The sequence below is a fragment of the Halopseudomonas phragmitis genome (assembly GCF_002056295.1).
GTDB classification, from domain to species: Bacteria; Pseudomonadota; Gammaproteobacteria; order Pseudomonadales; family Pseudomonadaceae; genus Halopseudomonas; species Halopseudomonas phragmitis.
Map to the genome: position 1 here is coordinate 2020079 of NZ_CP020100.1, position 23316 is coordinate 2043394.

The 23316-nt window shown below is 61.1% G+C and carries 26 protein-coding genes and 1 riboswitch; of the genes, 6 read left to right on the top strand and 20 right to left on the bottom strand.

What is annotated here, in order from left to right; translation table 11 throughout:
• Positions 1 to 109 precede the first annotated feature (109 nt).
• Positions 110 to 394 carry a hypothetical protein gene (locus BVH74_RS09235; RefSeq protein ID WP_080049771.1) on the top strand — a complete coding sequence of 95 codons (285 nt, stop codon included), beginning with the start codon at positions 110 to 112 and terminating at the stop codon, positions 392 to 394.
• On the opposite strand, the gene lnt is transcribed toward BVH74_RS09235, so the two are convergent.
• The 5 genes from lnt to miaB all read right to left on the bottom strand — a co-directional run bounded on the left by lnt (position 344) and on the right by miaB (position 5605).
• Positions 344 to 1852: an apolipoprotein N-acyltransferase gene (lnt, locus tag BVH74_RS09240; RefSeq protein ID WP_080049772.1), complete on the bottom strand. Its 1509-nt coding sequence runs from the start codon at positions 1850 to 1852 to the stop codon at positions 344 to 346. The two genes, BVH74_RS09235 and lnt, sit on opposite strands and share 51 nt — an antisense overlap.
• 18 nt (positions 1853 to 1870) lie before the next feature.
• Positions 1871 to 2710: a CorC family transporter gene (locus tag BVH74_RS09245; protein ID WP_080049773.1), complete on the bottom strand. Its 840-nt coding sequence runs from the start codon at positions 2708 to 2710 to the stop codon at positions 1871 to 1873.
• A gap of 5 nt (positions 2711 to 2715) precedes the next feature.
• Positions 2716 to 3174 carry an rRNA maturation RNase YbeY gene (gene ybeY, locus BVH74_RS09250; RefSeq protein WP_080049774.1) on the bottom strand — a complete coding sequence of 153 codons (459 nt, stop codon included), beginning with the start codon at positions 3172 to 3174 and terminating at the stop codon, positions 2716 to 2718.
• Positions 3164 to 4186 carry a PhoH family protein gene (locus tag BVH74_RS09255; protein ID WP_080049775.1) on the bottom strand — a complete coding sequence of 341 codons (1023 nt, stop codon included), beginning with the start codon at positions 4184 to 4186 and terminating at the stop codon, positions 3164 to 3166. The genes ybeY and BVH74_RS09255 overlap by 11 nt, the downstream gene beginning before the upstream one ends.
• A 102-nt stretch (positions 4187 to 4288) precedes the next feature.
• Positions 4289 to 5605, bottom strand: coding sequence for a tRNA (N6-isopentenyl adenosine(37)-C2)-methylthiotransferase MiaB (gene miaB / locus BVH74_RS09260; protein ID WP_080049776.1), 1317 nt, complete (start codon positions 5603 to 5605; stop codon positions 4289 to 4291).
• A gap of 97 nt (positions 5606 to 5702) precedes the next feature.
• On the opposite strand from miaB, the gene BVH74_RS09265 reads away from it, so the two are divergent.
• Positions 5703 to 6032 (top strand): DUF1820 family protein, encoded by a 330-nt coding sequence (locus BVH74_RS09265; protein ID WP_080049777.1) that lies wholly within the window; start codon positions 5703 to 5705, stop codon positions 6030 to 6032.
• A gap of 14 nt (positions 6033 to 6046) precedes the next feature.
• Here BVH74_RS09265 and BVH74_RS09270 read toward each other — a convergent pair whose 3' ends face one another.
• From BVH74_RS09270 to BVH74_RS09290, 5 genes are read right to left on the bottom strand one after another with little or no spacing between them, the layout of a single operon-like run.
• Positions 6047 to 6661, bottom strand: a complete 615-nt coding sequence (locus tag BVH74_RS09270) for a tetratricopeptide repeat protein (RefSeq protein WP_080049778.1) — start codon at positions 6659 to 6661, stop codon at positions 6047 to 6049.
• A complete protein-coding gene (locus BVH74_RS09275; RefSeq protein ID WP_080049779.1) occupies positions 6661 to 7326 on the bottom strand; it encodes a hypothetical protein in 666 nt (221 codons plus the stop codon). Before BVH74_RS09275 ends, BVH74_RS09270 begins: the two co-directional genes overlap by 1 nt.
• Positions 7323 to 8603 carry a glutamate-1-semialdehyde 2,1-aminomutase gene (gene hemL, locus BVH74_RS09280; protein WP_080049780.1) on the bottom strand — a complete coding sequence of 427 codons (1281 nt, stop codon included), beginning with the start codon at positions 8601 to 8603 and terminating at the stop codon, positions 7323 to 7325. The genes BVH74_RS09275 and hemL overlap by 4 nt, the downstream gene beginning before the upstream one ends.
• A gap of 17 nt (positions 8604 to 8620) precedes the next feature.
• Positions 8621 to 9250: a thiamine phosphate synthase gene (gene thiE, locus BVH74_RS09285; RefSeq protein WP_080049781.1), complete on the bottom strand. Its 630-nt coding sequence runs from the start codon at positions 9248 to 9250 to the stop codon at positions 8621 to 8623.
• 13 nt (positions 9251 to 9263) lie between these two features.
• Complete coding sequence (locus BVH74_RS09290; protein ID WP_080049782.1) at positions 9264 to 10061, bottom strand: hydroxymethylpyrimidine/phosphomethylpyrimidine kinase; 798 nt, start codon at positions 10059 to 10061, stop codon at positions 9264 to 9266.
• Positions 10062 to 10200: 139 nt separating this feature from the next.
• Between BVH74_RS09290 and BVH74_RS09295 the strand changes: the two genes are divergently transcribed.
• A complete protein-coding gene (locus tag BVH74_RS09295) occupies positions 10201 to 10626 on the top strand; it encodes an Mpo1 family 2-hydroxy fatty acid dioxygenase (protein WP_205890064.1) in 426 nt (141 codons plus the stop codon).
• Between the two features lie 3 nt (positions 10627 to 10629).
• Here BVH74_RS09295 and BVH74_RS09300 read toward each other — a convergent pair whose 3' ends face one another.
• The 9 genes from BVH74_RS09300 to BVH74_RS09340 form a co-directional block, all read right to left on the bottom strand.
• The gene (locus BVH74_RS09300; RefSeq protein WP_080049783.1) at positions 10630 to 11241 is read right to left on the bottom strand and encodes a pseudouridine synthase; all 612 of its coding nucleotides are present in this window, start codon (positions 11239 to 11241) and stop codon (positions 10630 to 10632) included.
• Between the two features lie 71 nt (positions 11242 to 11312).
• Positions 11313 to 11756: a PaaI family thioesterase gene (locus tag BVH74_RS09305; protein ID WP_080049784.1), complete on the bottom strand. Its 444-nt coding sequence runs from the start codon at positions 11754 to 11756 to the stop codon at positions 11313 to 11315.
• Between the two features lie 42 nt (positions 11757 to 11798).
• Complete coding sequence (locus BVH74_RS09310) at positions 11799 to 13277, bottom strand: class I adenylate-forming enzyme family protein (protein WP_080049785.1); 1479 nt, start codon at positions 13275 to 13277, stop codon at positions 11799 to 11801.
• A gap of 93 nt (positions 13278 to 13370) precedes the next feature.
• Positions 13371 to 15020 carry an acyl-CoA dehydrogenase family protein gene (locus tag BVH74_RS09315; protein WP_080049786.1) on the bottom strand — a complete coding sequence of 550 codons (1650 nt, stop codon included), beginning with the start codon at positions 15018 to 15020 and terminating at the stop codon, positions 13371 to 13373.
• On the bottom strand, positions 15017 to 15658 hold the full coding sequence (locus BVH74_RS09320) for a TetR/AcrR family transcriptional regulator (RefSeq protein WP_080049787.1): 642 nt from the start codon (positions 15656 to 15658) through the stop codon (positions 15017 to 15019). Before BVH74_RS09320 ends, BVH74_RS09315 begins: the two co-directional genes overlap by 4 nt.
• A gap of 238 nt (positions 15659 to 15896) precedes the next feature.
• Complete coding sequence (locus BVH74_RS09325) at positions 15897 to 16064, bottom strand: DUF2788 domain-containing protein (RefSeq protein WP_119700551.1); 168 nt, start codon at positions 16062 to 16064, stop codon at positions 15897 to 15899.
• A gap of 111 nt (positions 16065 to 16175) precedes the next feature.
• On the bottom strand, positions 16176 to 16664 hold the full coding sequence (locus BVH74_RS09330; protein WP_080049789.1) for an Lrp/AsnC family transcriptional regulator: 489 nt from the start codon (positions 16662 to 16664) through the stop codon (positions 16176 to 16178).
• 317 nt (positions 16665 to 16981) lie between these two features.
• Positions 16982 to 17863 (bottom strand): cation diffusion facilitator family transporter, encoded by an 882-nt coding sequence (locus BVH74_RS09335; RefSeq protein ID WP_080049790.1) that lies wholly within the window; start codon positions 17861 to 17863, stop codon positions 16982 to 16984.
• Positions 17863 to 18273, bottom strand: a complete 411-nt coding sequence (locus BVH74_RS09340; protein ID WP_080049791.1) for a polyribonucleotide nucleotidyltransferase — start codon at positions 18271 to 18273, stop codon at positions 17863 to 17865. The genes BVH74_RS09335 and BVH74_RS09340 overlap by 1 nt, the downstream gene beginning before the upstream one ends.
• A 75-nt stretch (positions 18274 to 18348) precedes the next feature.
• Between BVH74_RS09340 and hrpB the strand changes: the two genes are divergently transcribed.
• The 3 genes from hrpB to BVH74_RS09355 all read left to right on the top strand — a co-directional run bounded on the left by hrpB (position 18349) and on the right by BVH74_RS09355 (position 22932).
• Entirely contained in the window at positions 18349 to 20886 is a 2538-nt protein-coding gene (gene hrpB / locus BVH74_RS09345; protein ID WP_080049792.1) for an ATP-dependent helicase HrpB, read from the top strand.
• An 85-nt stretch (positions 20887 to 20971) separates the two neighbouring features.
• Complete coding sequence (locus tag BVH74_RS09350; RefSeq protein WP_080049793.1) at positions 20972 to 21991, top strand: methyltransferase; 1020 nt, start codon at positions 20972 to 20974, stop codon at positions 21989 to 21991.
• Positions 21992 to 22027: 36 nt separating this feature from the next.
• Positions 22028 to 22120, top strand: a riboswitch (yybP-ykoY riboswitch).
• Positions 22121 to 22362: 242 nt separating this feature from the next.
• Complete coding sequence (locus tag BVH74_RS09355) at positions 22363 to 22932, top strand: TMEM165/GDT1 family protein (protein ID WP_080049794.1); 570 nt, start codon at positions 22363 to 22365, stop codon at positions 22930 to 22932.
• Here the strand turns inward: BVH74_RS09355 and BVH74_RS09360 are convergent.
• The gene (locus BVH74_RS09360; RefSeq protein WP_080049795.1) at positions 22929 to 23312 is read right to left on the bottom strand and encodes a hypothetical protein; all 384 of its coding nucleotides are present in this window, start codon (positions 23310 to 23312) and stop codon (positions 22929 to 22931) included. The genes BVH74_RS09355 and BVH74_RS09360 overlap by 4 nt on opposite strands.
• Between the last annotated feature and the right edge of the window lie 4 nt (positions 23313 to 23316).

The following is a 23316-nucleotide window of genomic DNA, read 5'->3' on the forward strand; positions in this document are numbered from 1 at the left end:
CGCCGGGCTGCATGGCAGAGCAATGCCGGGTCTATGCTCTTGAGTAGACGCCGGTCATTGATGGAGGCCGGGGTGGCTTGGCAACTCGATATACAGAGGTAAGTGATTGATGAAAGCACCGGAGCCGGAACCACTGGCGTGTCGGAACCGGGATTCCTCCTATGATCGGTTGTTGCGGCGGCTGGATCAGGCACTGGATATGGCACGGACGCGCCAGTGGCTGGACGGACAGCCGCCGGGACTGACCGAGCTGGAAGTCAACGGATTGAGTCCGGAGGACTTGCGCTTGCTATGGCGGATTCTCGATACCATAGCTGAGCAGCGGGCCGCGTCATACCGCAGTTCAGCGCTGGCGGCGCACGACACACAACAGCAGCAGCGCCAGCACGGCTAGCCCGACAGGCCAGCCGCGCCAGCGCAAATAGGGGGTCAAACCTTCGTGGGGCTGAACCCAGCCTTTCAGGGTCAGGGGCTGGAACTGTGGAACTTGCGCGCGAATACCGCCCTGGTGGTCAATCAGGGCGGTAACGCCGTTATTGGTTCCGCGGATCATCCAGCGGCCGCTTTCCAGTGCCCGCATACGAGCCATTTGTAAGTGTTGCAGCGGACCAATCGATTCACCAAACCAGCTGTCGTTGCTGATAGTGATCAATAGTTCGCTCTGAGCCGCCAGACGGGCGGCGAAATCCGGATAGACCACTTCGTAGCAGATGAACGGTGCCAGTCGATAGCCGGCGGCGCGCAAGGGTGGCTGATCGGCTGCGCCACGCGAGAAGCTCGACATCGGCAGGTCGAAGAATGCAATCAGGCCGCGCAACCAGGCTTCCAGTGGCACATATTCGCCGAATGGCACCAGTTTGTGCTTGAGGTACTGATTGGCGTCTTCACCGGCCACCAGAATACCGTTATAGATACGCAGACTACCGGTGCTGTAGTCATCGACCGGGATGCCGGTGATCAGGGTGCTGCCGTGCTCGGCCAGATTAGCAGCGATGCCCTGGACGAACGGCTCGGCCCGGCTGCTCAGTACCGGTACTGCGGTTTCCGGCCAGATAATCAGGTCACTGCCCAGGTGCGCGTAGCTCATGTCGCGGTACAGGGTCAGGGTGTGCTCGATATGGGCCGGGTCCCACTTGCGTGATTGCGGGATGTCGGCCTGAACCAGGGCGACTGACAGCGGCTCGCCGGCCGGCTGGGTCCACTCCCGGCCGTACAGGGCCCAGCCACCGAGCCAGATCGCCAGCACCAGGCCCAGGCCAGCGAGTGCGCGTGGCAGGTGCCAGAGCCGGGTTTCGCTCAAGATGGTGGCCGTCAGTACGCTGAACAGGCTGACCAGCCAGACACCACCCAGCGGAGCCCAGCCGGCCAGCCAGGTATCGAGCAGGGCGTAGCCCTGATACAGCCAGGGAAAGCCTGTGAGGAACCAGGCGCGGAAAAACTCCTGACCAACCCACAACGCAGCAAAGCCGCTCACGCTCAGCCAGGGCCCCGTTGGGCGTAGCCAGCGGCTCCAGAGCCAGGCCATCAAGCCGTAGATCAGCGCCAGACCAGCAACAAAGCCGGCTGTCAGCAGCCCAGCCAGAGCTGGTGAGGCGTCGCCGTGTATATGAATGCTGATGTAGACCCAAGAGACCCCGCTGGCAAACAGGCCAAGCCCCCATAGCCAGCCACGCAAGAAGGCCTGGCGACCTTCAATTCGGGCCAGGCCCTGGTAGAGCAGGGCGGCCGAGAGCAGGCCCAGGGGCCAGATATCGAACGGAGTGAAGGCCAGGGTGCCCAGTGCGCCGCCAGCCAGCGCGAGCAGATGGCCGGTCCAGCCTGGGGCTTGCAGCCAGTGAAGCGGGTGTCGCACGATGCGGCGTCCTTGTCCTTATTGATCGATTACGGTGATGCGCAGCAGATGAACACGGCGGCTGTCGGCGTTGAGTACCCGGACCCGGAAGCCTTCCAGTTCAACTACTTCGTTGCGTTTGGGCAGATGACCGAAGGCATTCATGACCAGCCCGCCGACGGTATCGAACTCTTCGTCGGGGAAGTCGCTGCCGAAGTGCTCGTTGAAGTCTTCGATCGGGGTCAGGCCCTTGACCAGGAAGTCGCCGCTGGGCAATGGCTTGATCTGGCTATCTTCGTCGACATCGTGTTCATCCTCGATATCGCCAACGATCTGCTCCAGCACGTCCTCGATAGTGACCAGTCCGGAGACGCCGCCATATTCGTCGATGACGATGGCCATATGATTACGGGTCGAGCGGAATTCGCGCAGCAATACGTTGAGCCGCTTGGATTCGGGCACGAAGGTCGCTGGACGCAGCACTTCCTTGAGGTTGAAGCGTTCGCAATTGCCGTCCAGCAATAGCGGCAACAGGTCCTTGGCCAGCAGAATGCCCAGCACTTCGTCGATGCTTTCACCGATTACCGGGTAGCGCGAGTGCGCAGCCTCGATCACGGCCGGCAGGAAGTCACGTGGGGCCTGGGTGGATTTGATGGTGGTCATCTGTGAGCGCGGAACCATGATGTCCCGGACCTGCATGTCGGAAACCTGCAGAGCGCCTTCGATGATCGACAGGGCCTCGATATCCAGGACCTCGTTCTGATGCGCTTCGCGCAGCAGTTCCAATAGTTCCTGGCGATTCTTGGGTTCATGGACAAAAGCCTGGACCAGTCTGTCCAGCCAGGACTTATGTCCGTTGGTCGATCGATCTTCGCTCATGTTCCTTACTCGTTGGGGGAAATATAGGGGTCGGGAAAGCCCAGTTCGGCCAGTAGCCGGGTTTCCAGGGTTTCCATGACCTCGGCTTCGGCGTCTTCGATATGGTCGTAGCCAACCAGGTGCAGGCAGCCGTGGATAACCATATGGGCCCAGTGGGCCTCGGGTGTCTTGCTTTGTTCGGCGGCTTCGCGCAGTACCACCGGGACGCAGATCACCAGATCGCCGAGCAGCGGGATATCCAGTTCCGGCGGCAGGTCGGCCGGAAACGACAGTACATTGGTTGGATAGTCGCGCTGGCGGTATTCGCGGTTGAGTGCCTGGCTTTCTTCGGCATCGACCAGACGAATGGTCAGTTCATGGCCGGGCTTGTCGCGCAGGGCCAGCCCGGCCCAGCGTATGAAACAGTCGTCGTCAGGCTGGCCAGGCAGGTCGGTGGCGCGCTGGATGTCCAGATCAAGCGTCATCGCTTGGCTCCTGACGCTCCTTGCGGGCCTTCTCCTGAGCGTGATCGAAGCGATCATAGGCTTCGACAATGCGTTGCACCAGTGGGTGACGGACCACGTCCTTGGATTTGAAATGGGTGAAGCCGATGCCCTTGACACCGTTGAGCACGTCCATCACATGAATCAGTCCGGAACGGGTGCCGCGTGGCAGGTCGACCTGGGTGATGTCGCCGGTGATCACGGCGGTGGAGCCGAAGCCAATCCGGGTCAGGAACATCTTCATCTGCTCGACTGTGGTGTTCTGGCTCTCGTCGAGGATGATGAAGCTGTTGTTCAGGGTCCGGCCGCGCATATAGGCCAGCGGCGCGACTTCAATAACCTGGCGCTCGATCAGCTTGGCGACCTGATCGAAACCGAGCATCTCGTACAGGGCGTCGTACAGCGGGCGCAGATAAGGGTCGATTTTCTGAGCCAGGTCGCCAGGCAAAAAGCCCAGTTTCTCACCGGCCTCTACTGCCGGACGGACCAGCAGTATGCGGCGAATCTGATCGCGCTCAAGGGCGTCGACCGCGCAGGCTACGGCGAGGTAGGTCTTGCCGGTACCGGCCGGGCCGATACCAAAGTTGATGTCATGTTCCTGAATCGAGCGTACATAGCTTTGCTGGTTCGGTCCGCGTGGCTGAATCGTCATACGCTTGGTGCGCAGCAGCACCGGCTGGTGCCCGTCGACGTCATTGAGCGTTTCGCTGAGGTTTTCCAGGCCAGATTCCTGCAGGTACAGGTGTACGGTGTCCGGGGTCAGCTCCTGCTTGCCGCGGGTTTCGCGGTACAGTTGGCGCAGTACGGCTTCGGCCGAGCGGGTGATGGCCGGATCGCCGATAAGCTCGAAGTGATTGCCGCGGTTGCGCACCTCAATGCCGAGACGTTGCTCGATCAGGTGCAAATGTTCGTCGAACTGCCCGCAAAGACTGGCGAAACGCCGGGAATCCACGGGTTCGATGCTGAAGCGATGTATATGCAAGGGAGCGTTCAAAGTGGTCTATGGGGCGCCATGTGGCTCAAGTTGAATACAGCATAACGCTCAGACGGCGTCATGCAAAGTAGACTGGAAGCAGGTCGCTCCCAGCCTGGGTTGTCAGTGACTTTTCAATTGTCCGCGCAGCGAGTGCGGCAGCGCCTCGATAATCTCGACTTCGGCGAACTGGCCGATCAGGGCCGGGTTGTCGCAGCGGAAGTTGACTACCCGATTGTGCTCGGTGCGGCCCTGGAGCATGCCTGGGTCCTTTTTCGAGAAGTCGCTGACCAGAATGCGTTGAGTGCTACCGACCATGCGCCGGCTGTTCTCGAAGCCCTGCTGGTTGAGGCGTGCCTGGAGGATTTGCAGGCGCTGCTTCTTAACCTCGGTTGGGGTGTCGTCCTTGAGGTCGGAAGCAGGGGTGCCGGGGCGGGCACTGTAGATGAACGAATAGGAGAAGTCGAAACCGACCTCTTCCACCAGTTTCATGGTCTGCTCGAAGTCACGGTCGGTCTCGCCGGGAAAGCCGACGATGAAATCCGAACTGAGGATAATGTCCGGCACGGCGGCCTTGAGCTTGCGAATCCGTGACTTGTATTCCAGGGCGGTATGATTGCGTTTCATCGCCGCCAGCACCCGGTCGGAGCCGGACTGTACCGGCAGGTGCAGGTACTTCACCAGTTTAGGAAGCTCGGCATGGGCCTGAATGATCGCATCGGAAAACTCCAGCGGGTGGCTGGTGGTGTAGCGGATGCGCTCGATGCCGTCGATCGCCGCCACTGCGTGCAGCAGGTCAGCGAAGTCCGTGCCGTCAAACCGGTAGCCGTTGACGTTCTGGCCAAGCAAGGTGACTTCCTTGACTCCGTTCTCGGCCAGGTGAATGATTTCGGCCAATACGTCGGCCAGTGGCCGACTGACTTCTTCGCCGCGAGTGTACGGCACTACACAGAAGCTGCAGTACTTGCTGCAACCTTCCATAATTGAGACGAAGGCGGTCGGGCCATCGACCCGGGGTTCGGGCAGACGGTCGAACTTTTCGATTTCCGGGAAGGAGACGTCGACCTGGGCGGTTTTGGTACTGCGTGCGGCGTCGATCATTTCCGGTAGGCGGTGCAGGGTCTGCGGACCAAATACCACATCCACATAGGACGCGCGGTCACGGATCGCGGTGCCTTCCTGGCTGGCGACGCAGCCACCGACACCGATGATCAGTTCCGGGTTCTTTTCCTTGAGTGGCCGCCAGCGCCCCAGCTCGGAAAACACTTTTTCCTGGGCCTTCTCGCGGATCGAGCAGGTGTTGAGCAGGATGACATCCGCGTCTTCGGGGTTGTCGGTCAGCTCCATTGCCTGATGTTCGCCGAGCAGGTCCGCCATGCGCGAGCTGTCATACTCGTTCATCTGGCAGCCGTGGGTCTGGATAAAGAGTTTCTTGGCCATGGGGTCTACGAAAGAATGCTCTCGGAAAAAAGCGCGATTATACACGGTATGCTATGATCCGCGCCCGCACTTCATCATTAGCGTGTCCGCAATCCTCATGAGCAAAGACAAACAGCCGATCTTTCGGGTGATTTTCAATAATCAGGGCCAGGTTTTCGAACTCTATGCCCGGCAAATCTTCCAGAGCGAGCTCTGGGGTTTCATGGAGATCGAGGAACTGGTGTTCGGTGAGCGCTCTGGCGTGCTGGTCGATCCCGGCGAAGAGAAGCTCAAGACCCAGTTCGAAGGCGTCAAGCGCAGCTTCATCCCGGTTCAGGCGATCGTGCGCATCGACGAAGTCGAGCGTGTCGGTCAGGCCAAGATCAGTGAAGCCAAGGGCGGCAACGTTATGCCGTTTCCGCTGCCGCCAGGCCCGACCCAGGGCTGAGCGCTCTTCTCCGTCTATTCCAGCGGTTCGGGGTCGGCCGGTGTTACCGGCGTTTCCGGGCCCAGGGCCGGGCTGGGCTCGGGTACCAGTGCGCGATTGAGTTGCTCTTCACGCAATTGGGCCAGGTAGTTTCGAAACAGAGTGCTGAGTACCTGATTGGCTACCGCCAGCTCTTCCGGTCCCATCTCTTCGGCAATCCGGTCGCTGGCATCCATTGCAGTATCTTCGCCGTTGACTGCCGCCATTTTCAGAATGATGAAGGCCTGGGGCAGGTTGCGCGGTACCCCCTCGCCCTGATAGTGCATCAGGCCAAGTCGATACTGGGCTGTGGGATGGCCTTGGATCGAGGCTTCTTCATACCATTCCAGCGCCATTTCCACGTCGCGCTCCAGACGTTCGCCGCTGTTGTACAACTCGCCCATCTCGAATTGGGCCTGGGCGTCGCCGGCTTTGGCCAGCGCCGTGCACTGCTCAATCGCCAGCGGCAGACTGTCATCGTCCACCCGATTGAGCGCGCAGCGCTCTTCGGTGCTGATCAGTAGTGGATTGCCGGATTCGGCCAGAGCCAGGGCTGGCAGCAGCAGACCGAAACCAAGGGGGATTAGCAGGGGGCGTATGGAAGCTGTCATCACCGAGGTGCCGTTGTCGAGTCGTTGCTGGGACACGCGTTGTCGCTATTGTGCGCCTGTTCGGCCAGCAGGCCAACCGCCAGTGCGGCAGCGACGAAGCCTGGCAGCAGCCAACTGGCGCTGGCCTCGGCGCTGAGCAGGGCGGTCAATGGCAATTGCTGGCTGAGTAGGGCAGGAGCGATCAGGCTGACCGGAGCGATCAGGCAGAGTCCGGCGATACGCTTGTCGCGGCCCAGGTACAGTACCGCGCTGGCCAGCAGGCCGGCAGCACCGAGCAGGTTGACCAGCCAGTGGTAGCCGGGTTGCCAGCCGAGATAGCGCGACAGCTCGAAGCAGGCCATCAGGCCCAGAATGACCTGGCCCCAGATCATCGGCTTCCAGCGTAGTCCCCGAGCCAGATAGACACTGACCAGTCCCAGTAGCGGCAGGCTGAGGTGCTGCGCGGCCAGGCCGAAGATCCGCTGGGCGTCGGCCATTGCCGTGCCACTGGCTCCCCACTGGCCGAGCGTCAGCAGCAGGCTGCTGAGCGCCGCCAGCAGCAATGCGACCAGGCCGGCGTTCAATGCACCCCGTGCACCGGTATGCCGTCCGACCCGGCGTGGCCAGAGCCACAGGCTAAGGCCGGCGAGGAACAGGGTCAGGAGCAGATAGCTGATAGCGATCATAGGGCGGCGAAGGCCTTCTCGGCGGCGTCCAGGGTCAATTTGAGCTCGGTATCGCCATGGGCGATCGAGGTAAAGCCGGCTTCGAAGGCGCTAGGCGCCAGGTATACGCCAGCGTCCAGCATCAGATGGAAGAAGCGTTTGAAGCGTTCGGCGTCACTGGCCATCACATCAGCGAAGGTGACGATATCGTCGGCACCGCTGAAGTACAGGCCGAACATGCCGCCGGCCTGGGTGGTGACGAACGGGATGCCGGCGGCATCGGCGCGCTGTTGCAGGCCGTCGAGCAGGCGCGTGGTGTAGTCGGCAAGCTCGCTGTGAAAGCCCGGGCGGCTGATCAGCTTGAGGGTGGTCAGGCCGGCAGCCATGGCCAGCGGATTGCCCGACAGGGTGCCGGCCTGATAGACCGGGCCGAGCGGAGCGATATGTTCCATTATTGCGCGCTTGCCACCGAAACAGCCGACCGGCATGCCGCCGCCGATGATCTTGCCGAAGGTGGTCAGGTCCGGGGTGACCTCATAGTGTGCCTGAGCGCCACCCAGGGCTACGCGGAAACCGGTCATTACTTCGTCGAAAATCAGCACTACGCCATGCTTGTCGCACAGTTCGCGCAGGCCTTCCAGGAAACCGGGTGCTGGTGGTACGCAGTTCATGTTGCCGGCCACCGGCTCGACGATGATGCAGGCGACCTCGTTACCAACTTGGGTCAGGCACTCAGCCACTGCATTGATATCGTTGAATGGCAGGGTCAGGGTGTGTTTGGCGAAGGCTGCCGGCACGCCAGCAGAGTTCGGCACGCCCTGGGTCAGGGCGCCAGAGCCGGCCTTGACCAGCAGGCTGTCGGAGTGGCCGTGGTAGCAGCCCTCGAACTTGATGATGCTGTCGCGACCGGTGTAGCCGCGGGCCAGGCGGATTGCGCTCATGGTGGCCTCGGTGCCGGAGCTGACCATGCGGACCATATCCATCGACGGCACCAGCGAGCAGACCAGTTCGGCCATCTCGGTTTCCAGTGCGGTCGGTGCGCCATAGGACAGGCCGTGATCAAGCTGGCGGCGCACGGCGTCGAGTACGTCCGGATGGCTGTGGCCGAGGATCATCGGGCCCCAGGAGCCGACGTAGTCAACGTAGCGCTTGTCGTCTTCGTCGATCACATAGGCGCCTTGGGCATGTTTGAAGAACAGCGGGGTACCGCCGACGCTCTTGAACGCGCGAACCGGCGAATTGACGCCGCCGGGGATGTGTTTCTGGGCGTTGGCAAAGAGGATTTCGGAACGGGACATGAGTACTCTCTCAGGATTCAAAGACTGGAAAATAATTCGGTAAAGCCGCGCGCGCGACGCTCGACTTCAGCGGTGGTATCGGCGCCGAACAGGCCGTTGACCACCGCCAGCAGGTCGGCACCGGCGCTGATCAGTTGTGGGCCATTGTGCAAAGTCACGCCGCCAATGGCGACCAGTGGCAGGCTATAGCGCTTGCGTGCCTGCTCCAGCAGCACCGGGGTGGCCGCCGGAGCACCGGGCTTGGTCACTGATTGGAAAAAACGCCCGAAGGCCAGGTAGCTGGCGCCGGCTGCGGCCGCTTGTTCTGCAAAGTCGAGGCTGGCGTGGCAGGTGGCGCCAATGATCGCGTCACGTCCCAACTGCTGACGAGCCTCGCGCAGTGAACCGTCGTCGCGGCCAAGGTGCAGGCCGACGCCCAGTTCGGTCGCCAGGGCCAGGTCATCGTTGATGATCAGCTCAGCACCGTAATAGCTGCACAGGCTTTTCAGTTGAGTGGCTTCGTCGAGTCGGCGGGCACTGTCGGTGGATTTGTCGCGATACTGTAGCAGTCGGGCGCCGCCGGCCAGGGCTGCGTCAACCCAGGGCAGCAGCTTGCCGTCGGCCAGCAATTTGCTGTCGGTGATGGCGTACAGGCCGCGCAGGCTCATTGCTGGTTCTCCATCAGCAGGCATCCAGTGGCAGGCGGCGTGGCACATACTGGCCGTGGCCGGGTTGCTCGGCATCGCGCAGGGTGCGCCAGGTGTAGTCGAGCGCCGAACGGACCGCGCTGACCAGTCCTTCACCCAGGGCCAGGCGGCCGGCCAGGGCGCTGGCCAGGGTGCAGCCGGAGCCATGGTAGTTGCCGGGCAGGCGCTGGCAGGTGAAATCATGGTGGCTACCGTCGGCACAGTAGAGCCGGTTATGTACTTCGCTTTCGTCGCCATGCCCGCCGGTGATCAGCAGATGGCCGATATGCGGCAGCAGCCGTTCGGCGCACTCCTCAGCGCTGCCTTCCGGCAATTCGGCAAGAATGCGTGCTTCGGGCAGGTTGGGAGTGGCAATGGCGGCTATCGGGAACAGCCGTTCGCGCAGTGCATAGCCGACATCATCCTTGCCTAGCGAGCCGCCGCCACCGGCACGCAGTACCGGATCGCAGACCAGAGGCACTCCCGGTAGTTGCTGCATCAACTCGAGTACGGTCTCGACCATTTCGACCGAGCCGAGCATGCCAAGCTTGACTGCCGCAATCGGCAGGTCGGCGATCACCTTGCGAGCCTGGGCCAACACCCATTCGCGGTCCAGCACCCGGAAGTCACTGACATCGACGGTATCCTGCACGGTCAGCGCGGTCACAGTCGGGGCGGCATGGCAACCCTGGGCCAGCAACGCTTCGATATCGGCCTGCAGGCCGGCACCGCCGCTGGGGTCGTGGCCGGACAGGCAGAGAACAACTGGTCGGGAGGGCATTGGTGTGGTCATGGGCTAAGCTTATCATCAAGGTGGATAGAACTGCAGGTCAGTCGCCTGGCTGTCAGGGCCATTGGCGCTGATGGGCTATATGGCAGGATTGTCGCTTTATTACAGCCACAATAACAATGCTCAGGACAGGTGCAGGCCGATGATGAAACCTATCGATCAATGGTTCGACGAATATGCGGAAAGTCACCAGAACCCGGTCAACAAGCTGTTTCACTGGATTTGCGTACCGCTGATTACTTTCAGCGTGCTGGGCATGTTGTGGGCGATTCATCCCTGGGTCTCGATGCTGGTGGTGGGCGTGGCGCTGGTGTTCTATGTGATGCTGTCCTGGCGCATTGCTCTGGTGATGCTGGTGCTCAGTCTGGTCATGTTGCTGATTCTGAGCATGATGACCTACGTGTTCTGGCCGTGTCTGGCAATCTTCGTGCTGGCCTGGGTGGGCCAGTTCATTGGTCACCATATCGAAGGCAAGAAACCGTCGTTCTTCAAGGATGTGCAGTTTCTGCTGATCGGTCCGATCTGGCTGTTGGGCTTTGTGTTCCGCCGACTGGGGATAGACTACTAACGCTCAGCCAATCTCGCGCCATTCTCCCGGCTGCAGTCCGCCCAGCTCCCATTCGCCGATCTTCACTCTGACCAGCCGCAGAGTCGGCAGCCCAACAGCGGCGGTCATGCGCCGCACCTGGCGGTTGCGTCCCTCACGGATGGTGATCGCCAGCCAACTGGTCGGCACTGTCTTGCGAAAACGTACCGGCGGGTTGCGCGGCCAAAGTACTGGCTCGGCGATCAGTTCCACTTCGGCCGGGCGGGTCGGGCCGTCGTTGAGTAGCGGACCAGCACGCAGTTGAGCCAATTGCTCGGTACTGGGCAGGCCCTCGACCTGGACCCAGTAGGTCTTGGCCAGTTTGTGTTTGGGGTCTGTGATCCGGGCCTGCAGGCGACCATCGTTGGTCAGCAGCAACAACCCTTCGCTATCGCGATCCAGGCGTCCGGCGGCGTACACGCCGGGAATGTCAATGAAGTCTTTGAGGGTGGCGCGGCCCTGGCCATCAGTGAACTGGGTCAGCACATCGAATGGTTTGTTCAGCGCGATCAAACGTGGCTGGTCCGGTGCTGGCGTGCGCTGACGGCGCGGGTGTGATGGACGGCGCGATGCTGCCGGGGCGGGCTTTCTGGGCATGTAAGGGCCTGCAGACGAGGGATGGCTGTTTATGCTAGTGCCCGTGTCCGCTCGCGGCAACCCGCCGTGTCTCAGGTGGGAATTTCCACCACCGCCATGGTCACCGTGGCCTTACTGAACAGGCGTTTCTCGCCGCCGATCATGGCGAATACTTCTGCCTCGACAACACTGACCTGCCGGCCCGCCTTGAGTACCTCGGCACGGCATAGCAACCTGTCACACAGGGCCGGGCGCAGCAGATTCACTTTGAACTCCAGTGTCAGCACGGTGTGGCCCTCAGGGGCCAGCATACCGGCAGCAGCGCCGGCGCTGTGGTCGGCTAGCGTCGTTTGCAATCCGGCGTGAACGAAACCATTTTGCTGGGCGTGCCGTGGCAGAATATCGACTGCCGCTTCCACCCAGCCCACGCCGCAGTCAGTCATGCGAATCCCCAGGTCACCGATGAAGTTGGCCCTGGCGAAGCCGGCTTCAACGATGGCGCGCTGGCGTGCGCTGGGCTGTTGATGTTCATTCATTTTTAGTTCCTCTTGTGCTGGTAGCTGGCTCGCCAGGTGCGTTCAACTGAGCTTGTGTTTCATGACCTTGCCATTGGCGTTGCGTGGCAAGGCTTCACACAGTTGGTAAAGGCGCGGGATCTTGTAGTCGGCAAGGCGCGACTCAAGGTAGTGGCGCAGTTCGCCGGCCAGGTTTGTCAGCGGCTGGCGCAGTACTACACAGGCCTTGACGGTCTCACCCCATTGCTCGTGAGGAACGCCGATCACCGCCACTTCCACTATCGCGGGGTGCTGCTCAAGCAGTGCCTCAATCTCTCGCGGGTAGATGTTCACACCGCCTGATATGATCAGGTCTTTCTTGCGTCCGACGACCCAAAGATAGCCCTCGGCATCACGCCGGGCCAGATCGCCACTGTGCAGCCAGCCATCCTCGGTCAGGCAGTCGGCTGTCGCCTGTGGGTTGTTCCAGTAGCCCTGCATCATGGCTTCACTGCGGATGAGAATTTCGCCAACCCTGTCGTCGGTTATATCTTTCAACTGTTCATCGACCAGACGGATCTCGGTGTGCAGGGCGCCACGCTTGCCAATCGATCCGGCTTTTTCACTGTGTTCCATGGGGTCGAGCAAGGTACCGCTGGGGCCGGCTTCAGTCAGGCCATAGACACAGTAGAACTGATTGGAACCAAAAGCCTGGCTGACCTTGCCGATCTGTTCGCTGGAGAGTGGCGCGCCCCCATAAATCCAGGCCTGCATGGAGCTCAGGTCACGTTGACCTATATCCGGTTGTGCGGCGGTCAGCAGAAAAGCTACCGGGGCGCCAAAGAAGTGGGTGGTGCGCTCACGTTCAACCCAATCCAGCAGCAGGTCAGGGCGAAATTCACTGAGAACGACGTGACAGGCGCCGACCAGAGTACCGCCAAGCAGGAACACATGCACCGGAGCCGAATGGGTCAGCGGCATCATATGCAGTAGCCGGCTGTTGTGATTTACCCCCATTTCCACCGCAGTGGTGGTCGCCACAGTCAATATGTTGAGGTGGTTAAACAGTACGCCTTTGGGGCGACCGGTGGTTCCTGATGTGTAGAGCAAGGTACAAGCGTCCTGGGGCTGTATCGCTGGCGGCTTAAAATCGTCGCGGGTCGAGCTCAGCATACTGTCCGCCGTATCCAGCAGCAGGGTGGGGCAGCGAGCGGTGCTGCTGGCCAGGATTGACGCCTGTTGTTCACTGCTCAGCAGCAGTCTGGCCTGGCAGTCACCGAGAATGTATCCGAGTTCTTCGCCACTCAGCCGCGCGTTGATCGGGACCAGGATGGCGCCGAGGTTGATCACCGCGAAATAGCTCAATACCCATGGGTAACTGTTGGTCATGAACAGAGCGACTCTGTCGCCTGGGTTAATGTTGTAATGCTGCCGCAGGTAGCCTGCCAGTTTCAGGCTCTGTTGATGCAATTGCCGCCAGGTATGTCGGCTGTCAGGGGTGATGATGGCTTCATGGTCAGGATATTTGCGGGCGTTGACGGCCAGCAGTTCAGCGATCTGCATGGAGGGGCATACCTCATTGTTTTTGTAGTTTGGTGTTGCTGGGTGCTTGTCGATTGCTGTGGGCCGGCCCTGGTACAGCCAGGGCCGGTTGCTTCATCCTGCATTGGGCGTTGCGCGAGCCACCAAAGCCTCCACATCAAGGCCGCGGGGCAGGGTGCCGTAGACCCTGCCGTGGCCATCCAGGCGACTGGCGATGAAGGCGTCGGAGACCGTGGTGTTGCCAGCCTCCAACAGCAGCTTGGCCTGCAACGCTACGGCCACGTCCTCGGTCAACTGGCGGGCGCGGTACTGGATGTCATCGGTATTGCGGAAGTCGGTTTGCAGGCGCTGGATATGCGCTGCCAGGCGGGCGTCACCATGGCCTTCGCCCAGTTCGGCGAATAGAGCATCAAGTACGCCGGCCTCCTTGGACAGCGCGCGCAGCACATCCAGGCACTGGACGTTGCCCGAGCCTTCCCAGATCGAGTTGACTGGCGCTTCGCGGTACAGCCTGGGCAGTATGGTGTCTTCCACGTAACCGGCGCCGCCCAGGCATTCCTGAGCCTCGTTGATCATGGCCGGGGCCCGCTTACAGATCCAGTACTTGCCGATAGCGGTGACCAGCCGGGCGAACTTGTCTTCCTGCTCGTCATGGGCGTTGTCCAGCGCCTTGCCCATGCGCAGGGTCAGGGCTAGCGCTGCCTCGCTTTCCAGCGCCAGATCGGCCAGTACGTTCTGCATTAACGGCTGCTCGGCCAGCACCCGGCCGCCGACCTTGCGGTGGGCGCAGTGGTGGGTGGCTTGGGTCAGGGCTTGGCGCATCAGCGAGCTGGAACCGATCATGCAGTCAAAGCGAGTCAACGAGACCATTTCGATGATAGTTGGTACCCCGCGACCTTCCTCACCGATCATCCAGGCCAGGGCACCACGGTATTCGATTTCGCTGGAGGCATTGGCCCAATTGCCCAGCTTGTTCTTCAGGCGCTGGATATAGAACTGGTTGCGGCTGCCATCCGGGCGGTGGCGTGGCAGCAGGAAGCAGGATAGTCCCTTGTCGGTATAGGCCAGAGTCAGGAAGGCATCACACATCGGCGCCGAGCAGAACCATTTGTGCCCGACCAGTTCGTAGGACTGGCCAGGGCCGCCGACGCCAACCGGGTAGGCCCGGGTAGTGTTGGCACGTACATCGGTACCGCCCTGTTTCTCGGTCATGGCCATGCCGATAGTGGCGCCGGTTTTCTGCTCAATCGGCAGGTTGCGTGGGTCGTATTGGCGCGACAGGATCTTCGGCAGCCATTGCTCGGCAACGTCCGGCTGTAGTTTGATGGCCGGGACGCAGGCGTAGGTCATGGTCAGCGGGCAACTGGTGCCGGATTCCGCCTGATTGTGCAGGTACATGGTTGCTGCCCGGGCCACCTGAGCGCCAGCGCGCGGGTCGGTCCAGGGCGCCGAGGGGATGCCGGCGGCAATCGCCGCGCCCATCAGTTCATGATAAGCCGGATGAAACTCGACCAGATCAATGCGGTGACCATAGCGGTCGTGGCTCTTGAACTGCGGTTTGTTTTCGTTGGCCAGGAATCCGGCCTGCATCAAGGGACCGCCGGCCAACTCGCCATAGGCGCTGAGTTCGGCATCGGCCCAGTCGCCCTTATAGCGTCGTACCCACTCCTGCAAGGGCAGGTCGCTGCGATAGAGGTTGATGCCATCCAGCGGCGGCACCTGGTTGGTGACTTCATGGGTTTCGGCATAGGCGTGCAGGTTCATGCGTTGATCTCCTTGGCGCCCAGGGCGCGCAGACTGAAACGTATGATGGCCCGGGTGACGCTTTCCAGGCTTTCGCTGGGGAGGCCACTGGCGCGGGCTGCGCGTGCCTGGGGCGAGAGGGGGCCGACCAGGGCTTCGGCCACGGCACCGACCAGGCAGGCGGCGGTCAGGGGAATGTTGTCGACCTGAAAGCTGCCGTCGGCACTGCCTTCACGGATTAGCTTGCAGTAGATCTCGGCATAGGCTTCGCGAAAGCGCAGGCGCTGGGTGTCCACTTCCGCTTCGACCGGTTCGGCAATCAGGGCAAAGGCCAGTTGGCGGCTGTGCCAGGCACGGGCAGCAAACTGGGCCAGTCCTCGACGCAACCGTTGTTCGGCGCTGCCGGTACCCATGAACTGACTTTTCAGGGTTTCAAACTCAATACGGGTAGCGCGGGTAAATACTTCTGCAGCCAGTGCACCCTTGCCGGAAAAATGCCGGTACAGACTACCGGTGGCGATACCAGCAGCGCTGGCCAGACCGGTCATGCTCAGACTGGCGAAGCCGCCCTCGGCGACCTGCTGGAGTGCGCAATCGAGTATGTGCTCACGCTGAGCCTGGTCTCGCTCCAGGCGGGCTTCGGTCACTCGGTAGGCCATAGTCTGAATCCTGGTTCATATTATGGGTGTAGTGAATCAGGATTCAGACTTTGATGCAGGAGGGATTTCGGTCAGAGTGCTGGTCGAACTGGCCAGTTCAGTCCTTAAGGAACCGCTGAAAAAACGTAGGCGAGGCAGGCAAGACAAGGCAAAAACAGCCGAAAAAGCGCAGTTTACATAGTGTAAATGAGCATTTTGAGGCTGTTTTTAACGCCGTATTGCCAACGCAGGTAGTTTTTCAGCCGATAACGGCAATAACCACTTCTTTGATCACAAAGGCGGCTACGCCCAGGCCCAGGGCAAAGAACAGCACCATGGTGCCGTAACGTCCAGCCTTGGACTGCTTGGCCAGATCCCAGACGATAAACCCCATGAAGGCTACCAGGCCGAAGATCATCACGGGCATGGCGATGGCTTCAAACTGTTCGTAATCCAAGCGATGACTCCAGAAAGATTGACTGCGCGGCCATTATACAGGTGCGTGGACCGACTGAGCGCGACAGGTCGTCGCAGCGACTCAGTGTCGCCCAAGATGTTTGAGGGGCAGCTCGGTAGAGGCCACCACCTGATTGAGGACAAAACTCGAGCGCACGCTGGATACCCCTTCGATACGGGTCAGCTTGCCGAGCAGAAACTGCTGGTAATGCTCCATGTCAGGCACTACTACCCGCAGGTGGTAGTCGGCTTCCATCCCGGTGACGAGGCAGCAGTCCAGCACCTCCGGGCAGTCCTTGATCACCTGCTCGAAGCCGGCAAAGCGCTCCGGAGTATGCCGGTCCATGCCGATCATCACGAAGGCGGTCAGGGTCAGGCCCAGCTTGCGCGGGTCGAGCAAGGCGACCTGGCGGTTGATATAACCGGCGTCTTCCAGTTGTTTGACCCGGCGTGAGCAGGGCGAGGGTGACAGGCCGATGCGCTCGGCCAGCTCTTGATTGCTGATTCGGGCATCGTGTTGCAGTTCGGCTAGGATCTTCAGATCGTAGCGATCCAGCGTGTGTTCAGTCATTGCTGCGCCTTGATTGCTTAAAATGTGTATTTTGTAGTCGAGTATTGCTGAATGATAGTGGTTTCGTGCAATTTTAGGCAAGAAATGTCGGAGCGATCGCCGTAGCATAAACACATCGATTGAACGCCGAGACCGGTCGTCCAGCCGGCCCACTCACAAGGTGGTCCGGGGTGAAACACCTTACCAGGTGCAGCACCAGCCGGTTACCCCGCTCACAAGGCTCGGGAGTCAGGCACTAGCCGATCAGGATAGCTGAGGACACCCCCGAAAAAGGCCGATTCTTGCGAGTCGGCCTTTTTCGTGCAGCCCTGTAAAGACTAGACCGGGTCCTTGTGCACTAGTACTTCGGCCTGGGGAAAGCGCTTTGTGATTGTCAGCCGTACCTGCTCGCCCAACTCATGGGCCTGGGCCAGGCTAAGGTTGGAGGGCAACTCGACATGCATCTGCATGAACCACTGCTGGCCAGATTGGCGAGTGCGCAGGTCGTGCACATCAACCACCCCGGGAATCGCACGGGCAAGTGCCAGGGCTTCGTTGCGCACGGAATCCGGTAGTTCGTGGTCCATCAAAATCTGGATTGCATCCCAGCCGATACGCAGCGCGCCGTATCCGATATATAACGCGATCACCAGCCCGAACAGAGCGTCGGCCCGGGCGATCCCATAATGGGCCAGCAGTAGTGCGACGATGATGCTGGCATTGAGCAGCAGGTCTGAACGGTAGTGCAGGGCATCGGCCTTGATCGCGGTGGAGCCGGTACGGCGGATCACATGGCGCTGGATCAGTAGCAGCCCCATGGTTGCGGCGATCGAAAACAGCATTACTGCCACGCCCAGCCAGGCTGCTTCCAGCCCCCTGGGGTTGAGCAGCCGATCAATTCCTTGCAGCATTACCAATACTGCCGAGCCGGTGATGAATGCCGCTTGCGCCAGGGCCGCCAGTGCCTCTGCCTTGCCGTGGCCGAACCGGTGATCATGATCGGCTGGCTTGAGCGCGTAGCGCACGGCAAACAGGTTGATCAGCGAGGCGCCGGCATCCATCAGCGAGTCGATCAGCGAGGCCAGCAGACTCACCGAGCCCGACATCAGCCAGACCGAGGTCTTGAGCAGGATCAGCAGCAAGGCCACCGACACTGACGCGTAAGTGGCTAGTTTGAGTAACCGGGCGCGTTGCTCGGTAGTTAGATGCCGGTTGTTCATCAGGCCCTGGGCGGCAAACCGAGGAGTGCCAACTGCTGGGTGCTGGGAGCGCTCAGGCGCTGGGCCTGTTCCAACGGCAGTTCAATGCCCAAATCCTGGTACAAAATCGCCTGCAGCTTTTGTGCGTCGACCTGGCCGTGCTCATCAACGGCCTGGTTCAGCCGCTCCGGAGCCAGCGAGTAGCGGGCGTCGGGCAGGTAAATCGCACCGGTGGCGAAATCCACGGCGAAGGCGATCAGTCCGGGAATGATATAGAACAGCAGGCCAATGCCGTTGAGAATGGCGACGCCGCTATCGATCTCACCACTGATCTGGCCACGGCGTTCGGGGTAGAACACGGTGCCGCAGGCAGCCAGTTGGCTGGTCAGGGTAGCGGTCAGGATGATGCTGGCGAGGGGTTTCAAATTCATGATGACTTCCGTTGAACAAGGCTGGATCGATGGTCAGTATAATGCCTGACTTTGTCCAACAGATGGCAGTAGCGCATGCATGATCTCCCTGTCAGCGCCGTGATACCCGAGTTGAAGCAGACCTTGGCTGCTGCGCCCTGTGCTGTGCTGCAAGCGCCACCCGGGGCTGGCAAAACTACTCTGGTGCCATTGGCTTTGCTGGACGCTGACTGGTTGGCCGGGCAGAAAATCATTCTGCTTGAGCCCCGGCGCCTGGCCGCGCGGGCCGCGGCCGAACGGCTGGCGCAATTGCTTGGCGAGCCGGTCGGGCAGACCGTGGGTTACCGCATCCGTCTGGAAACACGGGTCAGTCAGGCGACCCGCATCGAGGTGGTGACCGAGGGAATTCTGCAACGGCTGTTGCAGGCCGATCCGGAGCTGCCCGGTGTTGGGCTGGTGATTTTCGATGAATTCCATGAGCGCAGTCTGGATGCCGATCTGGGTCTGGCGCTGTGTCGCCAGACCCAGCAATACCTGCGTGATCAGCCGCCGCTGAAACTGCTGGTGATGTCCGCAACGCTGGATGCCGAGGCGATTTGTGCGTTGCTCGATCAGGCGCCGCTGGTGCGCAGCGAGGGCCGTCAGTATCCGGTTGAGGTGCGTTATGGCGCCGCCTTCCGGCCCAGCGAGTTCATTGAGCCGCGGGTGGTGCAAACGGTGTTACAGGCGTTGGCTGATGAGTCTGGCAGCTTGCTGGTTTTTCTGCCCGGCACGGCGGAAATCCGCCGGGTTCAGGCGCAACTGAGTGAGGCGTTGCAGGGGCGTGACGACATTCAGCTAACGCCGCTGTATGGCGAGCTGGATTTTACCGAGCAGCGTCGGGCCATCAGCCCGGCCGAGTCCGGTCAGCGCAAGGTGGTGTTGGCGACCCGGATTGCCGAAACCAGTCTGACCATTGAGGGCATTCGGGTGGTGGTGGATGCTGGCCTGTCACGTGAGGCCGCCTTTGACCCGGTTAGCGGCATGACCCGACTGCACACCCGGCGGGTCTCACGGGCTGCGGCCGAGCAGCGTGCCGGGCGCGCCGGGCGTTTGCAGCCGGGGGTATGTTACCGGCTGTGGTCAGCCACCCAGCATGAGCAACTGGCGGCCCAGACCGAGCCGGAAATGCGCCAGGCCGATCTGGCGCCGCTGGCCCTGCAACTGGCGCAGTGGGGTGTGCAGCAAGCCGATGACCTGGACTGGCTGGACCCACCGCCAGTGGCCGCATTGCAGCAGGGCCGCGAACTGTTGCAGCGCCTCGGTGCCTTGAGCCGGGATGAGCGCGGCTGGCAGTTGAGCGAGCATGGCCGGGCGATGGCCGAACTGCCGATGCATCCACGTCTGGCGCACATGCTACTGCGTGGTCAGGCTCTGGGGCTTGGGCGTCTGGCCTGTCGGTTGGCGGCATTGATTGGTGAACGTGATCTGTTACGCGGGGTTGAGGATGCCGATATTGCCCGGCGCCTGATGCTGTTTGATGATCCCAAAGCCGAGCCCTCGGTTGATCGTGGTGCACTGCAACGGGCCCGGCAACTGGCCGAGCAATGGCAGCGGCTGATTGAGCGTCAGCCCAGTGCGGAAGTGGTCAGCGAGCCAGAGCATGAACATTGGCAGGGGCTGTTGCTGGCGCTGGCCTATCCTGACCGGATCGCCCAGCGTCGTGGGGAGTCCGGCAGCGACTATCGGCTGGCCAACGGCCGTTCCGCCGCCTTTGCTCAGGTCGACTCGCTGCAACAGCAACGCTGGCTGGTGGTGGCCAGCCTGGGCGGACATGCCAGTCAGCGCAGTGCGCGGATTTTCCTAGCCGCTGCGCTGGATGAGGTGCTGATCCACAGCCATCTGGCCGAGCTGCTTGACAGCGAAGATACCCTGGCCTGGGATGCTCGCACTGAAACGCTGGTTGCCGAGCGCCAATGCAAACTGGGTGCCCTGGTGGTTAGTCGCGAGCCGCTCACCAGTATCGATCCGGCCCAGCGCAACCGTGCCCTGTGCGCGGTGGTGCGCAAGCAGGGCCTGGTGCTGCTGCCCTGGACCCCGGCACTGCGCCAATGGCAGGCGCGCATTGCCCTGCTGCGCCAGCTGGATCTGGAGGCGGGGCAGTCGAGTGACTGGCCTGACCTGTCCGACCAGGCCCTGCTCGACAGTCTGGAAGACTGGCTGGCGCCGTATCTGGACAGGGTTAGCCGACTCAGCCACTTCGCCAATCTGGATCTGCACAACATTCTCGCCACGCTGCTGCCCTGGCCATTGCCGCAGCGACTGGAGGAGCAAGCGCCGACCCACTGGACCGTGCCGACCGGCTCGCGAATCCGTATCGATTACAGTGAACATCCACCAGTGCTGGCGGTGCGTTTGCAGGAGTTGTTCGGCAGCGCCGATACGCCGCGTATTGCCGCCGGGCGGCTGGCGCTCAAGCTGCATCTACTGTCGCCGGCGCAACGGCCGGTGCAGGTAACCCAGGATCTGGCCGGATTCTGGCGTGGCAGCTATGCCGAGGTGAAGAAGGACATGAAGGGCCGCTACCCCAAACACTACTGGCCCGATGATCCGCTGCAGGCCGAACCGACCCGGCGGGCCAAGCCCAGGGTGTAAACCTTGGGTGTAAGCCGCCGCAAACTGGCACCCCCAGGCCCGAATCCGTACAATCGCCAGCCCACCCCGCTGCCAGGAGCTGTGCATGGACAACACCAGTCAGATCATCGAACGCAGTGCCGAGCTGTTTGCCGGCAAGCGGGTGTTGCTGGTCAATCCGCAGGCTGACGGTCTGACCGCCAGCCTGGAAGCTGACTGGCAGGTCTGGACCTGGGATTATGCCGCTTGGCTGGGGCTCAAGGGGCGCCTGGATGAGGCCTGCTTAAGCTTTAGTCATCTATGTCCAGAGGTCGGACAGCTCGACGCTGCCATTTTGGTTATGCCCAAGGCTATTGAGCGCGCGGAGTACGCTCTTGCCCAGATCGCTCCGTTGCTGGCTTCCGGTCAGCCGCTGTATCTGGTTGGGGAGAAAAAGGGCGGAGTCAGCCGTGCGGATAAACTGCTTGGCCAGTTTGGCAGCCAACCGGAAAAGCTCGACTCAGCCCGGCACTGCCAGCTCTGGCGGGTGCAGCTGGACGCACCGGCGGCGCCCTTTGCTCTGGCCGACTGGCAGCAGTCGTTCACGGTCGAGCTGGCGGACCAGCAGATTGAGCTGCTGAGCCTGCCCGGTGTGTTCAGTCACGGTCGGCTGGACGAGGGCAGTGAATTGCTGCTGGAGGAGCCCGCCCCGTTGCCGGTCGGTAAGGTGCTGGATTTTGGCTGCGGCAGTGGTGTGCTGTCGATCGCCCTGGCGCGGCGCAACCCTGAGTGCCGGTTTGAACTGGTAGATACCGATGCCCTGGCCCTGTACTGCGCCGCTCAGAGTTTGGCGCGCAACGGCGTCGAGGCCGAGGTATACCCCTCCGATGGGCTCAGTGAGGTGCACGGGCGCTATCATGCAGTGATCAGCAATCCGCCGTTCCATACCGGGATCCGTCAGGATACCGGGATTGCCGAGCGCTTCTTCAATCAGGTGACCCGCCATCTGCTGCCTGGCGGTGAGCTGCGCATCGTTGCCAATGGCTTTTTGCGTTATCCTCCGCAGATCGAGTCGCATATTGGCCCGTGCCGGGTGTTGCGCGAGAACAGCCGCTTCAAAGTGTATTCTGCTGTGGCGCCGGGTTGAGCCCAGTTGCAGCTACTGCAATGACTTGCTAAAGTTGCGCCCGTCTTAGGGGAGTAGTCTCTCTCATGAGGCAGGTGTCAACATAATTGATCCGCAGATCATGGCACCTGCGACCCGCCGTCACCGCGTGTGACTGGGTAGCTCTGAAAACGTAGGCGAGGCAGCCACAGCAAGGAAAAAACAGGCGAAAAAGCGCAGTTTACAGACTGTAAATGAGCATTTTGAGCCTGTTTTTAACGCCGCTGAGGCAACGCAGGTAGTTTTCAGAGGTTCCCAGGGGTTTGACGAGACCTTTGACACATGACCACCAGCCGAGGGCGGGGGTAGTCGTGTGTCAATGGAATCGTAACCCCGCCCTCTCTGGAAATTCCGTGGAAGCCTTCTTCGTTTCAACCGGTATTGTCACGCTGGCAGAGATCGGCGACAAAACCCAACTGCTGGCGCTGCTGCTGGCTGCCCGTTTTCGTCGGCCCTGGCCGATTGTCTGGGGCATTCTGATTGCCACTGTTCTCAACCACGCACTGGCCGGCGCCGTTGGCCAATGGGTCAGCGTGTTGCTGAGTGACTTCTGGCTGCACTTGATCCTGGCTGTGAGTTTCATCGCCGTGGCTGGCTGGACCCTGATTCCTGATAAGCTCGATGACGAAGATACCCCGCCGATCAGTCGCTATGGCGCGTTCATGGCAACCCTGGTGGCGTTCTTTCTGGCCGAAATGGGTGACAAGACCCAGGTGGCTACTGTGGTGCTGGCGGCGCAGTTCGATGCCTATGTCTGGGTGGTGCTGGGTACCACGCTGGGCATGCTGCTGGCTAACGTGCCGGTAGTATTCATGGGTAATGTGATGGCCGGGCGCCTGCCGTTCAAGCTGATTCGGATCGTTGCAGCCAGCGCCTTCCTGGTGATGGGCCTGTATGCTGGCTGGCTGGCATTCAGCGGTTAGACGGTTCCAATTTTCAGTAATTGTTCAATGGTTATAGCCACCACCAGTGCACAGGTTGCCAACAGCAGGTGTTTAACGAGCAAGGCACTGATGCTGTTGGCATTGTGGCCGTCGGTGACCTGGTTGATGAAGCGTTCGGTCTGGAATACCGCATACAGAAAGCACAATGCTGCCAGAACCAGTCCGAGATAACCCGCTGCTTTGCCATAAAGAACGAAGGATGCCGGATAAATGCAGGTTGGCAAGAACGGCAGGATGATAATCCGGTTGCCTAGCGGTTCCTGAGCCAGCTTGAGAGCGAGACTCTCCAGCAGGTTGCGTGGAATGCGTGGTGTCGATGCGCGCCGGGATGCTTTGCGCGGATTCTTGGGTTTGGCCATGGAT

Coding starts and splice junctions, on each gene's coding strand:
- BVH74_RS09235 (WP_080049771.1), top strand. CDS start 110: ATGAAAGCACCGGAGCCGGAACCACTGGCGTGTCGGAACCGGGATTCC.
- BVH74_RS09245 (WP_080049773.1), bottom strand. CDS start 2,710: ATGAGCGAAGATCGATCGACCAACGGACATAAGTCCTGGCTGGACAGA.
- ybeY (WP_080049774.1), bottom strand. CDS start 3,174: ATGACGCTTGATCTGGACATCCAGCGCGCCACCGACCTGCCTGGCCAG.
- miaB (WP_080049776.1), bottom strand. CDS start 5,605: ATGGCCAAGAAACTCTTTATCCAGACCCACGGCTGCCAGATGAACGAG.
- BVH74_RS09265 (WP_080049777.1), top strand. CDS start 5,703: ATGAGCAAAGACAAACAGCCGATCTTTCGGGTGATTTTCAATAATCAG.
- BVH74_RS09270 (WP_080049778.1), bottom strand. CDS start 6,661: ATGACAGCTTCCATACGCCCCCTGCTAATCCCCCTTGGTTTCGGTCTG.
- BVH74_RS09275 (WP_080049779.1), bottom strand. CDS start 7,326: ATGATCGCTATCAGCTATCTGCTCCTGACCCTGTTCCTCGCCGGCCTT.
- hemL (WP_080049780.1), bottom strand. CDS start 8,603: ATGTCCCGTTCCGAAATCCTCTTTGCCAACGCCCAGAAACACATCCCC.
- thiE (WP_080049781.1), bottom strand. CDS start 9,250: ATGAGCCTGCGCGGCCTGTACGCCATCACCGACAGCAAATTGCTGGCC.
- BVH74_RS09290 (WP_080049782.1), bottom strand. CDS start 10,061: ATGACCACACCAATGCCCTCCCGACCAGTTGTTCTCTGCCTGTCCGGC.
- BVH74_RS09295 (WP_205890064.1), top strand. CDS start 10,201: ATGATGAAACCTATCGATCAATGGTTCGACGAATATGCGGAAAGTCAC.
- BVH74_RS09300 (WP_080049783.1), bottom strand. CDS start 11,241: ATGCCCAGAAAGCCCGCCCCGGCAGCATCGCGCCGTCCATCACACCCG.
- BVH74_RS09305 (WP_080049784.1), bottom strand. CDS start 11,756: ATGAATGAACATCAACAGCCCAGCGCACGCCAGCGCGCCATCGTTGAA.
- BVH74_RS09310 (WP_080049785.1), bottom strand. CDS start 13,277: ATGCAGATCGCTGAACTGCTGGCCGTCAACGCCCGCAAATATCCTGAC.
- BVH74_RS09315 (WP_080049786.1), bottom strand. CDS start 15,020: ATGAACCTGCACGCCTATGCCGAAACCCATGAAGTCACCAACCAGGTG.
- BVH74_RS09320 (WP_080049787.1), bottom strand. CDS start 15,658: ATGGCCTACCGAGTGACCGAAGCCCGCCTGGAGCGAGACCAGGCTCAG.
- BVH74_RS09325 (WP_119700551.1), bottom strand. CDS start 16,064: ATGCCCGTGATGATCTTCGGCCTGGTAGCCTTCATGGGGTTTATCGTC.
- BVH74_RS09330 (WP_080049789.1), bottom strand. CDS start 16,664: ATGACTGAACACACGCTGGATCGCTACGATCTGAAGATCCTAGCCGAA.
- BVH74_RS09335 (WP_080049790.1), bottom strand. CDS start 17,863: ATGAACAACCGGCATCTAACTACCGAGCAACGCGCCCGGTTACTCAAA.
- BVH74_RS09340 (WP_080049791.1), bottom strand. CDS start 18,273: ATGAATTTGAAACCCCTCGCCAGCATCATCCTGACCGCTACCCTGACC.
- hrpB (WP_080049792.1), top strand. CDS start 18,349: ATGCATGATCTCCCTGTCAGCGCCGTGATACCCGAGTTGAAGCAGACC.
- BVH74_RS09350 (WP_080049793.1), top strand. CDS start 20,972: ATGGACAACACCAGTCAGATCATCGAACGCAGTGCCGAGCTGTTTGCC.
- BVH74_RS09360 (WP_080049795.1), bottom strand. CDS start 23,312: ATGGCCAAACCCAAGAATCCGCGCAAAGCATCCCGGCGCGCATCGACA.